Source organism: Lentzea flaviverrucosa (genome assembly GCF_003350445.1).
GTDB lineage: Bacteria > Actinomycetota > Actinomycetes > Mycobacteriales > Pseudonocardiaceae > Lentzea > Lentzea californiensis.
Window position 1 is genome coordinate 331,840 of record NZ_QQAU01000006.1, and the last position, 14,368, is coordinate 346,207.

General features: G+C 69.6%; 13 protein-coding genes and 1 riboswitch. Of the genes, 5 read left to right on the plus strand and 8 right to left on the minus strand.

Features of this window, described 5'->3' with window-relative positions; all coding sequences use genetic code 11:
* Positions 1-23 precede the first annotated feature (23 nt).
* On the plus strand, positions 24-920 hold the full coding sequence (locus DFR72_RS21325; protein ID WP_090067520.1) for a LysR family transcriptional regulator: 897 nt from the start codon (positions 24-26) through the stop codon (positions 918-920).
* Here the strand turns inward: DFR72_RS21325 and DFR72_RS21330 are convergent.
* The 5 genes from DFR72_RS21330 to DFR72_RS21350 all read right to left on the minus strand — a co-directional run bounded on the left by DFR72_RS21330 (position 909) and on the right by DFR72_RS21350 (position 6,375).
* The gene (locus DFR72_RS21330; protein ID WP_090067519.1) at positions 909-1,505 is read right to left on the minus strand and encodes an NAD(P)-dependent oxidoreductase; all 597 of its coding nucleotides are present in this window, start codon (positions 1,503-1,505) and stop codon (positions 909-911) included. The two genes, DFR72_RS21325 and DFR72_RS21330, sit on opposite strands and share 12 nt — an antisense overlap.
* A 73-nt stretch (positions 1,506-1,578) precedes the next feature.
* Positions 1,579-2,463: an RluA family pseudouridine synthase gene (locus DFR72_RS21335; protein ID WP_090067970.1), complete on the minus strand. Its 885-nt coding sequence runs from the start codon at positions 2,461-2,463 to the stop codon at positions 1,579-1,581.
* Between the two features lie 100 nt (positions 2,464-2,563).
* Positions 2,564-3,316, minus strand: coding sequence for a signal peptidase II (gene lspA, locus DFR72_RS21340; protein WP_177224595.1), 753 nt, complete (start codon positions 3,314-3,316; stop codon positions 2,564-2,566).
* A 23-nt stretch (positions 3,317-3,339) separates the two neighbouring features.
* Positions 3,340-4,671 (minus strand): aminotransferase class V-fold PLP-dependent enzyme, encoded by a 1,332-nt coding sequence (locus DFR72_RS21345; protein WP_090067517.1) that lies wholly within the window; start codon positions 4,669-4,671, stop codon positions 3,340-3,342.
* Positions 4,672-4,708: 37 nt separating this feature from the next.
* Positions 4,709-4,823: riboswitch (SAM riboswitch) on the minus strand.
* A 73-nt stretch (positions 4,824-4,896) separates the two neighbouring features.
* The gene (locus DFR72_RS21350; protein ID WP_090067968.1) at positions 4,897-6,375 is read right to left on the minus strand and encodes a potassium/proton antiporter; all 1,479 of its coding nucleotides are present in this window, start codon (positions 6,373-6,375) and stop codon (positions 4,897-4,899) included.
* A gap of 123 nt (positions 6,376-6,498) precedes the next feature.
* Between DFR72_RS21350 and DFR72_RS21355 the strand changes: the two genes are divergently transcribed.
* Positions 6,499-7,434, plus strand: coding sequence for a M28 family metallopeptidase (locus DFR72_RS21355; RefSeq protein ID WP_211335471.1), 936 nt, complete (start codon positions 6,499-6,501; stop codon positions 7,432-7,434).
* Here DFR72_RS21355 and DFR72_RS21360 read toward each other — a convergent pair.
* Entirely contained in the window at positions 7,407-7,973 is a 567-nt protein-coding gene (locus DFR72_RS21360) for a TetR/AcrR family transcriptional regulator (protein ID WP_245983262.1), read from the minus strand. The genes DFR72_RS21355 and DFR72_RS21360 overlap by 28 nt on opposite strands.
* Positions 7,974-8,032: 59 nt before the next feature.
* Between DFR72_RS21360 and DFR72_RS21365 the strand changes: the two genes are divergently transcribed.
* Complete coding sequence (locus tag DFR72_RS21365; protein WP_090067515.1) at positions 8,033-8,488, plus strand: hypothetical protein; 456 nt, start codon at positions 8,033-8,035, stop codon at positions 8,486-8,488.
* Here the strand turns inward: DFR72_RS21365 and DFR72_RS21370 are convergent.
* Both DFR72_RS21370 and ileS read right to left on the minus strand, forming a co-directional pair.
* Positions 8,470-9,423 carry a hypothetical protein gene (locus DFR72_RS21370; RefSeq protein ID WP_143086803.1) on the minus strand — a complete coding sequence of 318 codons (954 nt, stop codon included), beginning with the start codon at positions 9,421-9,423 and terminating at the stop codon, positions 8,470-8,472. The genes DFR72_RS21365 and DFR72_RS21370 overlap by 19 nt on opposite strands.
* 74 nt (positions 9,424-9,497) lie before the next feature.
* Positions 9,498-12,602 (minus strand): isoleucine--tRNA ligase, encoded by a 3,105-nt coding sequence (ileS, locus tag DFR72_RS21375; RefSeq protein WP_090067964.1) that lies wholly within the window; start codon positions 12,600-12,602, stop codon positions 9,498-9,500.
* A 248-nt stretch (positions 12,603-12,850) separates the two neighbouring features.
* On the opposite strand from ileS, the gene DFR72_RS21380 reads away from it, so the two are divergent.
* Complete coding sequence (locus DFR72_RS21380; RefSeq protein ID WP_170176339.1) at positions 12,851-13,195, plus strand: DoxX family protein; 345 nt, start codon at positions 12,851-12,853, stop codon at positions 13,193-13,195.
* Positions 13,192-14,340 carry an AfsR/SARP family transcriptional regulator gene (locus tag DFR72_RS21385; protein WP_090067512.1) on the plus strand — a complete coding sequence of 383 codons (1,149 nt, stop codon included), beginning with the start codon at positions 13,192-13,194 and terminating at the stop codon, positions 14,338-14,340. Before DFR72_RS21380 ends, DFR72_RS21385 begins: the two co-directional genes overlap by 4 nt.
* The last annotated feature ends 28 nt before the right edge of the window (positions 14,341-14,368 follow it).

Consider the following 14,368-nt stretch of genomic DNA (forward strand, 5'->3'; position numbering starts at 1 on the left):
GGTTTCCTCCAAGATTGGCTGTTATGCAAGCGGATCTGAACCTGCTGACGGTGCTGGACGCCCTCCTCGAAGAGGGCAGCGTGATGGGGGCGGCGGAACGGCTGCACCTGTCGTCACCCGCGGTCAGCCGCACGCTCGGGCGGATCAGGAAGGTCACCGGCGACGACATCCTCGTGCGGACCGGCCACACCATGACGCCCACGCCGTACGCGCTCGGGATCGCCGACGAGGTGAGCCGGCTGGTGCGGCAGGCCAACGCCGTGCTGGCGCCGAGCCGTGAGCTGGACCTGGCCGAACTGGAGCGCACGTTCACGATCCAGTGCCACGACGCCCTCGCCTCGTCGGTGGTGCCCGCGCTGATCGGGCGGATCGCGGAGCAGGCACCGGGCGTGCGGCTGCGGGTGCTCGCCGAGCACTCCGCCGACACCGACGACCTGCGGCACGGGCGGGTCGACCTGGAACTCGGCGGCGGTGCGCCCGACCTCCCCGAGTTCCGCTCGGAGACGCTCGGCACCGACCCGCTCGCCGTCGTCATGCGGTCCGGGCACCCGTGTACCGAACTGGACCTGCGCGCGTACGCCGCCTATCCGCACGTGTTGGTCTCACGACGCGGCCGGCTGACCGCCCCGATCGATGACCTGCTGGCCGCGGAAGGGTTGCGGCGCAGGGTGATCGCGACCGTGGCGACCGTGCACTCGGCCGTGCAGATCGCGGCCGCGAGCGATGCCCTGGTCACCACCACGGCGATCCTGTGCCGGCCGTTGATCGAGGCGTTCGGGCTGGTCACCCACCCGCTGCCGGCCGAGTCACCGGAAGCGCCGATCAACTGCAACTGGCACCAGCGCTACGACTCCGACCTCGCCCACGCGTGGCTGCGCGACCAGGTGCGCACGGTCGTCGGCGACGTACTAGGCCGCTAGCGGCAACGCGATGGCGCCGGGGAAGCGTGGCTCCTCGGCCTCGTCGAGCATCGCGGCGGCGACGGTCTCCCGGCTGACCTCGGCCGAGAGGTCGAACGGCGGCGCGGCGTCCAGGCCGACGGTGCGGCCGGGGCCTGCCGGTTCGTCGGTGAGCACCCCGGCGTGGAAGACCGTGCCACCGGCGGCGAGGACGGCGTTGTCGGCCTCGACCTTGTCCGGGATCCGGTCGCCGAAGAACTTCCACAGCACGGCGGCACCCTCGCCCGCCACCTCGGCCGACGCGCCCGTTCCGTAGGTGCCGAGCCAGATGATCCGGTGCGGCCCGGCGGCGATCACCGCCTTGGCGCCGTCGGAGAGCACGCCCGCGCGGTCCGTGCCGAGCCCGGACAGGACGACGGTGTCCGGGTCGACGACGATCGAGGCCGGATCACCCACGTCGCCGGGGACCTTGTGCAGGTTCGGGTGGTCGAGGGTGATCCGGGCGGGATCGCGGGCGATCGCCGTGACGGTGTGGCCGCGCTCCAGCGCCTGGCGGGTGAGGGCGAGACCGGTCCGGCCCGAGGCCGCGAGAATTGTCAGGTGCATGCCGAGAACGCTATTGAGCACGCCGGTTAACATCAAGTGCAACTTCGTGAACCGGCGATTTACCCAGACACAATCAGCCTTCTTCGCGCAGCTTCTCCAGCGACACGAACAGGTCCTCCGGGTACTCCGACGTGTACGAGACCCACTGGCCGTCCGCCGGGTGGTGGAACCCGAGCTGCCGCGCGTGCAGCCACTGCCGCGTCACCCCGAGGCGCTTGGCCAGCGTCGGGTCGGCCCCGTACGTCAGGTCGCCCACGCACGGGTGGTGCAGCGCCGAGAAGTGAACACGGATCTGGTGCGTGCGCCCGGTCTCCAGGTGGACCTCGACGAAGGACGCCGCGCGGAACGCCTCGATGACCTCGTAGTGCGTGATGGACGGCTTGCCGTCCTGCATCACGGCGAACTTGTAGTCGTGCTTGGGGTGCCGGTCGATCGGGGCGTCGATGGTGCCCTTGATCGGGTCCGGGTGGCCCTGCACGATCGCGTGGTAGACCTTGTCGACGGTCCGCTCTTTGAAGGCGTGCTTCAGAGCCGAGTACGCGGACTCGGACTTCGCGACCACCATCACGCCGGTCGTGCCGACGTCGAGCCGGTGCACGACGCCCTGGCGCTCGGCGGCTCCGGACGTGGCGACGCGGTGGCCGCCCGCGAGGAGCCCACCGACGACGGTCGGCCCGGTCCAGCCCGGCGACGGGTGCACGGCGACACCGACGGGCTTGTCGACGACGATGATGTCGTCGTCCTCGTGGATGATCTTCAGACCTTCGACGGGGATCGCCTGGACGGTGATCGGCTGCGGCGGCGCCGGCAGCGTGATCTCCAGCATCGACCCGGCCGTGAGCCGGTCGGACTTGCCGACGACCCGGCCGTCGACCAGCACGTCGTCGGCGTCGGCGATGGACGCGACGACGGTGCGGGACAAGCCGAGCAGCTTCGCGAGACCGGCGTCGACGCGCATGCCGTCCAGACCGTCGGGAATGGGCAGCGTTCGGTATCCGCTCACGCGGGGGCCTCGACCTTCTTCTTCTTGCAGAACCTGCTGAAACTACCAGGAGCAGCTACTTCGACTCCTGCAGACCGTCCGGCTCCACGAGGGGCTCGGCCCGCTTGTGGACGGTGCCGTCGTAGTCGTGCTGCAGCAGCGCCAGGATGATGATCGTCACGCCGCCGCCGACGATCGCCATGTCCGCGACGTTGAACACCGGCCACACCTGGCCGTACGGGTCGAACAGCGACAGGAAGTCGACCACGTGGCCGCGCATCGGGCCCGGCTCGCGGAAGAGGCGGTCGGCGAGGTTGCCGACGGCACCGCCCAGCACCAGGCCGAGACCGACGGCCCAGCCCTGGGAGCGGAGGTTGCGCGAGATCCAGACGATGAACCCGGCGACGCCGAACGCGATCAGCGCGAGGATCCACGTCATGCTCTCCGCCAGCCCGAACGCGGCGCCGGGGTTGCGGACGAACGTCAGGTAGAGCACGCCGCCGAACAGCTTGATCGGGTCGGCACCCTCGAGGAACGCGACGGACACGACCTTGGTGAGCACGTCGAGGGCCAGCACGCCGGCTGCCAGGACCGCGAGGATCTTCGTCCTCGGTTCCGGCAGCGAGCCGGAGATCGAACCGGCGATGGAGAACTCGTCGTCGTCCTCCGCCTTCGCGGGGGACTCCGCAGGAGACTTCGGGGTCTCTTTTTCGGCGACCGGCGTCAGCACGGGCGTCGCGACCGTCTCAGGATCGCTGACCTGCTCTTTCGCCGACCCGTCAGCGACCTCCCCGGAGGCTTTCTCCTCGGCCTTGGACTCGTCACTCACCACGTCATTGTCCACTACAGGGACTACGCGAGGAACGGCGGCAGGGTTCGGTTGTCGTCCTGCGGCACCCAGCGGCCGTCGCGCTGCTCGTAGGTCCACTTCGGACCTTCGGTGACCAGGGTGCGCAGCGCCGCGATCAGACGGTCGACGTGCTCGGCCGTCGTGCCGAGACCGATCGACGCGCGCACGGCACGTTCCTCGTGCGATCCGGCCTGCTTGACCAGGCGCCCCACGATCACGTGCGCGCAGAACGCTCCGTCGCGCACGCCGATGCCGTACTCGGCGGACAGCGCCGCCGCGAGGAAGCCCGCGTCGAAGCCGGAGATCGTGAAGCTCACGACGCCGACCTTGTCCGCGTCGGCCAGGATCGCGAGCTCGCGGAAGCCGGGGATGGCGCGCAGGCCGTTCTGCAGGCGCGTCAGCAGTTCCTGCTCGTGCGCGACGGTCTGCTCCCAGTGCCGCGACAGGATCTCGCAGGCCGCGGCCAGCGCGTGCACGCCGACGACGTTCGGGCTGCCGGCCTCGTGCCGCTCGGGCACCGCGGACCAGGCCACGCCGAGGCGGTCGCCGTGGTCGGTCACCTTGGACGTCGCGCCGCCGCCCACGAGGTACGGCTGGGCCTGCTGCAGCCAGTCCGCGCGGCCGACCAGCACGCCGGCGCCGAAGGGCGCGTAGATCTTGTGGCCGGAGAACGCGATGTAGTCGACGCCCAGCTCACGCACGTTGATCGGGCGGTGCGGGGCGAGCTGCGCGGCGTCGAGCGCGATGCGCGCGCCGTGGCGGCGGGCGACCTTCGCGAGCTCGGCGACCGGCCACAGCTCCCCCGTGACGTTGGACGCCCCGGTGACGATCACGAGCCGAGGGCCGACCGGGGCGGCGGCCAGAGCCCGGTCCAGTGCGACTACCGCAGCACCAGACGAAGACGGAGCGGGAACGCGCTGAACGTTGGGACCGCGCCACGGCAGCAGCGCCGCGTGGTGCTCGCTGTCGAACAGCACGACGGCGGTGTTCTTGGGAACGCTGCGCGCCAACAGGTTCAGCGAGTCCGTGGTGTTGCGGGTGAAGACGACGGCGTCGGAGGAATGCGCCCCGACGAACCTGCGGATGCGGTCGCGGGCCTGCTCGTAGACGCGCGTCGAGACCTGCGAGGCGAACCCGGCGCCGCGGTGCACGCTGGCGTACCAGGGCAGCAGCTCGTCGACGGCGTCGCGGACCTCCTGCAGACAGGGGGCCGACGCCGCGTGGTCGAGGTTGGCGTAGGTGACGCGCTCTCCGGTGACCAGGGGAACGCGCAGGTCGGAGCCGACGACAGCCGGAACGGAAGTGGTGGTTCCAGGGGTGATCGCGAGCGTCATCGAGCTGCCTCCGAGGCCAGGGGCCCCGCCCAGCGAAGGCCCGCGCTTGACCGGCGCCCCACGCGCCGGACCAGGTCCTCACCAAGGGCACCCCACCGCGGTTGGAGGGTTGCCGGCCAGCAAGCTTGGGCTTGACGCTGGCTCTCATGACCTGCCGACGACGTTAGCGGAGGGTGATCCTCCCGTCGACACCCGATTCACATCGTGAGAAGCCTCGGAGACCGACTAATCGCCGGTCTCCCCCTTCCACCGTGCGTAGCGACCGGCGCGGTCGACGGCACGTACGCGCCGCTCAGCGGCATCGCGCGCTTCCTCGGTGGTGACGATGAGCAACTGGTCGTCCGTCTGCAGCCTCGTCGTCGGCTGTGGCGTGAAACTCTTCCCCGAGCGCACCACGAGGCTGACCGTGGCTCCGGTCGGTAGCCGCAGTTCGGTCATGTAGACGCCGTGCAGCTTCGACCCGCGCTGGATGTGCACCTGCAGCAGTTCGGCGCCCAGCTCGTCGAGCGGCGAGGAGTCGACCTGGACCTCCTGCGCCTCCCCCGTCTTCACCAGCCCGAGACGCCGGGCGAGGAACGGCAGCGTCGTGCCCTGCACCACCGTCAGCACGATGACCAGCACGAACACCACGTCGACCAGTGCGCGCGCGCCCTCGACCCCCTGGATCAACGGGATCAGCGCGAACACGATCGGCACCGCGCCGCGCAGCCCTGACCAGGACAGGAAGACCTGTTCCCGCCACGGCACCTTGAACGGCAGCGAGGCGAGGAACACCGACAGCGGCCGGCCCACGAACGTCAGCACCACGCCGGCGACCAGCGCGGGGAACAGCACGTCGAGCAGGCGCGACGGCGAGGCGTAGAGACCGAGCAGCACGAAGAGGCCGATCTGGGCGAGCCAGCCGAGGCCTTCGGCGAACGAGAGGGTGTCGGCGCGGTGCGGCAGGCGGGCGTTGCCGAGGACCAGCGCGGCGACGTACGTGGCGAGGAATCCGGAGGCGTGCGCGACATCGCCGGCCGTGTAGGCCATCACGCAGACCGCCACCGTGGCGAGCGGGTACAGGCCGGTGGAGGGCAGCGCCGCGCGTCTGAGCCCGGCCCCGCCGAGATAGCCGAGGGCCACGCCGATGACCGCTCCCGCGCCCAGTTCGTAGATCACCAGCAGCGGCGCGGTCCAGGAGATCTGGTCCGAGGAGGCCAGCAGCACCACGGCGATGTAGACCGGCGCGTCGTTGAGACCGGACTCCAGTTCGAGCGCGCCGGTGAGCCGGGCGCCGACGCCCAGCGAGCGCAGGACGCTGAAGACGGCGGCCGCGTCGGTGGACGACAGCACCGCGCCCCACAGCAGCGCCATCCGCCAGTCGAGGCCCAGCAGGAAGTGCAACGCCGTTCCGGTCACCGCCACGCTCACCGCGACGGCCACTGTGGACAGTGCGATGCCCAGCGACAGCGAGGACTTCACCGCGCTCCAGCGGGTGGTGATGCCGCCCTCGGTCAGGATCAGCACCAGCGCCGCGATGCCGAGTGACTGGGTGAGGTCGGCGTCGTCGAACTTGATGCCGACGACGGACTCGCCGAGGAGCACGCCGATGCCGAGGTAGAGCAGGAGTGAGGGCAGCCCGAGCCGAGTCGACACCCGCACCGCGATCACGGAGATCAGCAGTACGGCCGCGCCGATGCCCAGAACGACCGTGACGTCACCCACCTGGACCATTCTGGTTGATCACCACCGATTCCGACGAATCCGACGATCGCCTCTACCGGGCTCATGCACGGAGGAGCATGTTGATCAGTGGCTCAATCCCCAACCCCTGCACGGAGTTGAACCATGAGGATCCTGATCGCGCTGGCGGCCGCCTTGATGGTGACCGGAGCGACCACCGCGCAAGCGGCGGCCCCCGCGGCTCTCGCCGCACCGAACATCAACGTCGCGAACGTCCAAGCACACCTGAACCAGTTCCAGTCGATCGCCAACGCCAACGGCGGCAACCGCGCACACGGACGACCGGGGTACCTGGCCTCGATCAACTGGGTGAAGAGCAAGCTCGACGCGGCCGGTTTCACGACGCGCGTCCAGTCGTTCACCTACGGCGGCGCCACCGGCTACAACCTGATCGCGGACTACCCCGGCGGCGACCTGAACAACGTCGTCATGCTGGGCGGCCACCTCGATAGCGTCACGGCGGGCCCCGGCATCAACGACAACGGCACGGGTTCCGCGTCGATCCTGGAGGTCGCCCTCCAGATGAAGGCGACGAACTTCCAGCCCACCAAGCACGTGCGGTTCGGCTGGTGGGGCGCGGAGGAACTCGGGCTGCGCGGCTCGACGGCCTACGTGAGGTCCCTGTCCGCCACCGAGAAGTCGAGGATCAAGGCGTACCTGAACTTCGACATGACCGGTTCGCCGAACCCGGGCTACTTCGTCTACGACGGCGCCGACAACCAGCCCCCCGGTTCGGTGGCGTTGCAGCAGCGGCTGCAGGCGGGCTTCACCTCGATCGGCGTCCAGACCGAGCTGACCAAGGTCGGCGGCCGCTCCGACCACGCGGCGTTCGCCGATGCGGACATCGCGACCGGCGGCACCTTCACCGGCGCCGAGCAGACCAAGACCACGGCACAGGCGCGGAAGTGGGGCGGCACGGCCGGCCAGGCCTACGACCGCTGCTACCACCGCTCCTGCGACACCACGGCCAACGTCAACGTGACGGCTCTCGACCGCAACGCGGACGTGATCGCCTACGCGTTGTGGGCGACCGCGGCCTGATCTGATCTCTGCGTGAGCACCTGCACGGCCTCGTCGAGCACCGGTTCGACGAGGCCGGGCAGGGTCGTCCACATCTGCGCCTGGCCCAGGTAGAGGCTGAACGCGATCAACGCGCGCTTCCTCGCCTGGGCCTCGCCGAACCCGAGCTGCCCGAACAACTCGGTCAGGTAGCCGATCCGCTTCTCGGTGACGCGCTGGAGGACCGGCGCGATCACCTCGTTGCCCGCGCCCGCCTGCAACGCCATCTCCACCGAACCCTTGCGGGTCTGGTCGAGCACCACGGTGAACAGCGTCCTGAGCTTCTCGCGCGGCGTCCTCCCGGACTCGACCAGTTCGATGACCTTCTCGGTGTGCTCCCGCTCCCACCGCTCGACGGTCGCCTTCAGCAGCGCCTCGCGGTTCGGGAAGTGGTGGTAGACGCTGCCCTTCGTGGCTCCGGCCCGCGCCGCCAGCGGCTCGATCGCGACGGCCTGCAGCCCGCCTTCGGCCAGCGCTCTCAGCGCTATCTCAGTCCAGTCGTCCTGGTTCCTCCGCGCCACGCTTCCATACGCTAGCGTACGTTCCAGGAACATACGCAAGCGTATGGAGGGGGATTCACATGATCAAGAACGTGCACACCCGCGACCTCGGCGTGCCCGCCGGCCCGTTCGTCGAGCGCATCCAGGAGCTCTGGCCTCCCACGTGGGGCAAGCAGGAGTTCGACCGGCCGCTGGGAGTCGGCGCCGACGGCGGGCACGGCCCGATCCGCTACCGCTGCACGGAGTTCGTGCCCGGTGAGTCGATCACCTTCGAGTTCACCGGCATGTCGGGCAGCCACACGCTCTCGGCGTCCGGCACGGTGCTGCGGCACGAGCTGATCGGCCGGTTCGGCCTCGTCGACCGGCTGCGCTGGGCACTGGCGATCAGGTGGCTGCACGACGCGTGCCTCGAGGACCTGTTCGACGTCTGCGAACGAGCAGCGGGCCGGGAACCGAAGTCCCCGGCCCGCTGGTCGTGGTACGTGCGCCAGGTGCGGCGCCTGTTCACCCCGAAGCGTCAGCCACAGCGCGCGTGACGCGGCCTGGACTTGAAGTTCTCGTCCGACTCGGTGCCGTACACGTCACCGTTCTCCGCCATCAGGACTCCCTGCAGGCCGGGTGGGGTGTCGAGCTGCCCAGGCCCGCGCCAGACCGCGTTGCGGGAGTTGGACACCTGGCCGAGGACGTGACCGGAAGCGTCCACGTCCAGCGGGTTGTAGATCTCGGGGAACGTACGCACGACCTTGCCGTCCATCCCCCACTCGACGACCGTGCTGGGCTGCTGCCAGTCCTGTGGCACCGACTTGCCGAAGATTCGGCCGTCGCGAATGAACTCCACGTCGGCCGAGTAGTCGCCGGGTAGCGTCTCCAGCCTCGTCTGGCGCCCGTCACGGTCCCAGACGTGGCTGAAATGCTGGTTCACGGGCCCCATCTCAAGGGCGACCACGTTGCCGGCGTCGTCGATGCCCTTCACGATGCGGACGAGGCCGTTACGGGTGTTCGGCAACTCCCGCGGCGTCGTCGATCCAGCCGGCCACACCAGCACTGGTCCGTACATGCTCATGTAGCCCGACAACCCGGCGACGTCCCCAGCGTTGTTGATGTGCTCACCCCACGACCGGCTGCTGCTTTCGGGCGCGGGTTCCAGCCGCTCCCGGACACCGTCCTTGATCCGGTACGCGGCGTCGTTGGCGTTGCTCATGAGCACGCCGTAGTTGTTGACATCGCCGACCCTTGCCTGCGGGATGAACTCGCCCGTCGGCACTCCGTTGTGCCAGACGAACGTCCCGGCGACGTACGCGGCGTCATACCCCTGCCCGAGCACCCACTCACCGTTGTCCGACCCCGCGTGCACGTCGTTGAACGTGACACCGGCCGGCACGGGCAGGTCCGTCGTGACCCACTCACACGCAGCGGCGGCGTACGCGGTGGGCGAACCCACCACACACGCCGCCAGGAACGCCGCGCTCAACACAAGTCCTCTGACCTTCACCATCGCCCCCTCTCAGGCGATGGCGACGCTAGGGACGAGCGCTCACGTATCGATCACGCCTTCGCGACAGCGACCTTCACCTTGGCGCCGTCACCGACGGTGCCCTCGGACGTGCCCTCGCCGAACACCACCGACGTCGTCAGCGTCTCCGCCTGGACGAACGCCAGGTGCGGCTCCACCGCGGCGCGCACCGCCTCGGGAAGCTCCAGCGTCAGCGTGATCCGGTCGGACACGTCGAGCTGGGCGTCCTTGCGGGCCTGCTGCACCACGCGCACCAGGTCGCGCGCGACACCCTCGGCCTCCAGTTCCGGCGACACCACCGTGTCGAGCACGACGACACCGGCACCACCGGGCAGAGCGGACGTCGCGGCCGGATCCGTTGCCACCAGTCGCTGTTCGTACTCACCCTCGAACAGCTCGACACCGGCGGCGACGATCCTGCCGCCGACCTCGGACCAGTCGCCGGCCTTGACGGCCTTGATGACCTTCTGCACGTTCGGCCCGAGTCGCGGCCCGGCCGCCCGCGCGTTGACGACCAGCTGGAACTGCCCGTAGGCGTCGACGTCCGTGGACAGCGACACCTCCTTGACGTTGACCTCGTCGCGGACGATGCCGGCGAAGTCCTCCAGCGAGCCCGCCACCGGGGACGCCACCGTCAGGCGCGCCAGCGGAAGCCGCACGCGCAGCTTGTTCGCCTTGCGCAGCGACAACGCCGTCGAGCAGACGTCGCGCACCTCGTCCATCGCCGCGACCAGCGCGTCGTCCGCGGGCAGGTCCGACACCGACGGGAAGTCCGTCAGGTGCACCGAACGGCCACCGGTCAGCCCGCGCCACACGACCTCGGACGTGTACGGCAGCAACGGCGCCGTGACGCGCGTGACGACCTCCAGCACGGTGTGCAGGGTGTCGATCGCGTCCTGCTCGCCGTCCCAGAACCGCTGCCGCGACCGCCGCACGTACCAGTTCGTCAGCACCTCCAGGTACTCACGCACCAGCTGGCACGAACCGGAGATGTCGTAGACGTCCATCGCCGCCTGGACGTCGCGCACCAGGTCGTGCGTCTTCGCCAGCGCGTACCGGTCGAGCACGTTCTTCGAGTCGACGCGCCACGTGCCCTCCTTCCCGGAAGCGTTGGAGTACAACGCGAGGAAGTACCAGGAGTTCCACAACGGCAGCACCGCCTGGCGCACCGCGTCGCGGATGCCGCGCTCGGTCACCACCAGGTCGCCACCGCGCAGGATCGGCGACGCCATGAGGAACCAGCGCATGGCGTCGGAGCCGTCGCGGTCGAAGACCTCGTTGACGTCCGGGTAGTTCTTCAGCGACTTGGACATCTTCTGGCCGTCGTCACCCAGCACGATCCCGTGCGCCACGCAGTCGCGGAACGCGGGCCGGTCGAACAACGCCGTCGCGAGCACGTGCAGCGTGTAGAACCAGCCGCGCGTCTGCCCGTTGTACTCGACGATGAAGTTGCCCGGGTAGTGGTTCTCGAACCAGTCCGCGTTCTCGAACGGGTAGTGCACCTGCGCGAACGACATCGAGCCCGACTCGAACCAGCAGTCGAGCACGTCCGGGATGCGCCGCATCACCGACTGGCCGCTCGGGTCGTCCGGGTTCGGTCGCGTCAGCTCGTCGATGAACGGCCTGTGCAGGTTGTCCGGGCGCACGCCGAAGTCGCGCTCCAGCTCGTCCAGCGACCCGTACACGTCCGTGCGCGGGAACTCGGGGTTGTCCGAGGTCCACACGGGCAGCGGCGAGCCCCAGTACCGGTTGCGCGAGATGTTCCAGTCGCGCGCGTTCTCGAGCCACTTGCCGAACTGGCCGTCCTTGATGTGGCCGGGCACCCAGTTGATCTGCTGGTTGAGCTCGACCATCCGGTCCTTGAACTGCGTGACCGCGACGAACCACGCCGACAGCGCGCGCTGGATCAGCGGGTTCTGGCAGCGCCAGCAGTGCGGGTACGGGTGGTCGTAGGTCTCGTGACGCAGCAGCAGGCCCGCTTCCTTGAGGTCGCGGATGATCAGCTTGTTCGCCTCGAAGACGTGCACGCCCTGGTACGGCGCCACCTCCGCGGTGAACTTGCCGTCCGGCCCGACCGGCACGACGACCTCGATGCCCGCCGCGTCCGTCACGACCTTGTCGTCCTCACCGAACGCCGGTGCGATGTGGACGATGCCCGTGCCGTCGTCGGTGGTCACGTAGTCGGCCGTCAGGACCTGGTGCGCGTTCTCGCGGCCCGCGAAGAAGTCGAACGGCGGCAGGTACTTCTTGCCGACCAGGTCCGACCCCTTGTAACGGGCGACGACCTCGGGCTCCTCGCCCAGCTCACGCGCGTACGCCGCGACACGGGCCTCGGCGAGCAGGTACCTGTCCCCGTCGGAACCAACGACCGTCACGTAGTCGACGTCCGGGTGCACGGCGGCGGCCAGGTTGCTCGGCAGCGTCCACGGCGTCGTCGTCCAGACCAGGGCCTTCTCGCCGGACTCCAGGCGCAGCGCCACCGTGACGGCGGGGTCCTGCCGGTCCCGGTAGGCGTCGTCCATCTTGGTCTCGGTGTTGGACAGCGGCGTCTGGCAACGCCAGCAGTACCAGAGCACCCGGAAGCCCTCGTAGATCAAGCCCTTGTCCCACAAGGCCTTGAACGCCCACATGACGCTTTCCATGTAGTCGAGGTCGAGCGTCTTGTAGTCGTTGTCGAAGTCGACCCAGCGAGCCTGCCGCGTCACGTACTCGCGCCACTGGTCCGTGTACTGCAACACGGACGTGCGGCAAGCCTCGTTGAACTTCTCGATGCCCAGCTCGTCGATCTCGTGCTTCTGCGTGATGCCGAGCTGCTTCTCCGCCTCGTACTCGGCGGGCATGCCGTGCGTGTCCCAGCCGAACCGGCGCTCGACGTGCTTGCCGCGCATCGTCTGGTAGCGCGGCACGACGTCCTTGACGTAGCCGGTCAGCAGGTGCCCGTAGTGCGGCAGGCCGTTCGCGAACGGCGGGCCGTCGTAGAAGACGAACTCGTTCTCGCCGTGCTCGCCGGCCGGGTTGCGGTCGATGCTCGCCTGGAAGGTCTCGTCGTCCTTCCAGTACCCGAGCACGTCCTGCTCGAGGTTCGGAAAGGACGGCTGCGCCGGGACCTCGTTCGCTCCGGCCCTGGGGTAGGCCATCTCCACTGCTCCTCGCGGTCAGATGCGACACGCGAGGACGACACACCGATGTGGCTCGGTCTGCCGCGGTACCACCCCGCTTGCCCGCCACGGGGGCGAGCCTCTCGTTCTTCGGCTGTGACGGGCCGGTCCCGTCCGGTTCTACTGAGATGCTCGCGCATCCGTTCTTCCGGAGGCTCCCCGGTGATGGCCGGATCGGTGCCTGTGAGTTACAGGGTAACCGGAGGCGCAAACCGTATGCTCGGCCGATGACGTTGACCATCGCGTTGTCGATCGTGCTGGCCCTGCTGTTCGTGGCGACGGGCGCGGGCAAGCTGTTCGGCGCGAAGGCGTCACTCGAGGCACGCGACCACTTCCGGATGAACCCGGCGCTGTGGCGCACCATCGGCGCGCTGGAGTGGGCGGGCGCGGCGGGTCTCGTCGTCGGGCTGGTCACGTGGGAGTGGGTGGCGCACGCGGCCACCGTCGGCCTCGGGCTGCTGATGGTCGGTGCCACGATCACGCGGTTGCGGTACGACTCGAAGCCCACCGGTGTCGTCGTGGACCTCGCGCTGCTCGGGCTGCTCGCGTTGCTCCTGTTCCTGGACCGGTGAGGTTCCACCTCTTCGGCCCGCCCGTGGTCCGGCGGGGCACCGGCCTCGTCGACGTGGGTCACGCACGTCAGCTCAGCGTGCTGGCGGTGTTGCTGGTGGACGTCAACCAGGTCGTCGGCGTCGACAAGCTGCTGGCACGGGTGTGGGGCGATGCGCCGCCGCGGCAGGCCAGAGCCGCGCTCTACAGCTACGTGTCGCGGTTGCGGACGGCGTTGGACGGCATCCCGATCGTGCGCCGCTCCGGCGGGTACGTGCTGGAGGCCGACCCCGCGTCGATCGACCTGCACCACTTCCGCTCTCTCGTGGCGCTCGCACGGCCTGCTGAGGCCATGGCGCTCGTGCGCGGCGAGCCGTTCGAGGGGCTGCACGGCACGTGGTTCGCCGGTCTGCGCGAGACGCTGGCCGGTGAGATCGCCGCCGCTGATCTGGACCACACCGACGCGCGTCTGGCCGCCGGCGAGCACATGTCACTGGTCGCGGAACTGACCGCGCGCACGTCCGAACGCCCGCTCGACGAACGGCTTGCGGGACAACTGATGCGTGCGTTGATCGGTGCCGGCCAACGCGCCGATGCGGTCGCCTACTACTCGCAGCTGCGCCATCGGCTCGCAGACGAACTGGGCCTCGACCCCGGCCCCGCGTTGCGCGACCTGCACGCGTCGCTCGTCCAGCGTCCACAGTGGAGCCCACGACAACTTCCGCCCGCCCCAACGGATTTCGCGGGCATGGCAGCCGAACTGGCGGCCCTCGACCTGGACGGGCCGATCGTCACGATCACCGGACCGGCCGGCGCCGGCAAGACGCGGCTCGCGGTGCACTGGGCGCACGAGCACGCCGTCGACTACCCCGACGGCCAGCTGTTCGTGGCCCTCGGCGGCTCCGACCCGGCCGACGTCGTCCGCGAGTTCATCACCGCGCTGGGCACCAGCCCGGACGGCATCCCGCCGGAACCGCACGCGCAGACGGCGCTCTACCGCACGTTGCTGGCAGACCGGCGAATGCTGATCGTGCTCGACAACGCCGCGGACACCGCACAGGTCGTGCCGCTGCTACCGGGGACACCGCACTGCCGGGTCGTCGTGACGAGCCGCGAACGCCTGCCGGGCCTCGTCACCGCCCACGGGGCGCGCCCGGTCGTGCTCTGAGTAGATCCACGCATGGCGCGCCGAGTTC

Excerpts from the sequence above, each read along its gene's own strand:
- DFR72_RS21365 (WP_090067515.1), top strand. The coding sequence starts at position 8,033 with ATGATCAAGAACGTGCACACCCGCGACCTCGGCGTGCCCGCCGGCCCG.
- DFR72_RS21345 (WP_090067517.1), bottom strand. The coding sequence starts at position 4,671 with ATGACGCTCGCGATCACCCCTGGAACCACCACTTCCGTTCCGGCTGTC.
- DFR72_RS21380 (WP_170176339.1), top strand. The coding sequence starts at position 12,851 with ATGACGTTGACCATCGCGTTGTCGATCGTGCTGGCCCTGCTGTTCGTG.
- DFR72_RS21330 (WP_090067519.1), bottom strand. The coding sequence starts at position 1,505 with ATGCACCTGACAATTCTCGCGGCCTCGGGCCGGACCGGTCTCGCCCTC.
- DFR72_RS21355 (WP_211335471.1), top strand. The coding sequence starts at position 6,499 with ATGAGGATCCTGATCGCGCTGGCGGCCGCCTTGATGGTGACCGGAGCG.
- DFR72_RS21335 (WP_090067970.1), bottom strand. The coding sequence starts at position 2,463 with ATGCGCGTCGACGCCGGTCTCGCGAAGCTGCTCGGCTTGTCCCGCACC.
- ileS (WP_090067964.1), bottom strand. The coding sequence starts at position 12,602 with ATGGCCTACCCCAGGGCCGGAGCGAACGAGGTCCCGGCGCAGCCGTCC.
- DFR72_RS21325 (WP_090067520.1), top strand. The coding sequence starts at position 24 with ATGCAAGCGGATCTGAACCTGCTGACGGTGCTGGACGCCCTCCTCGAA.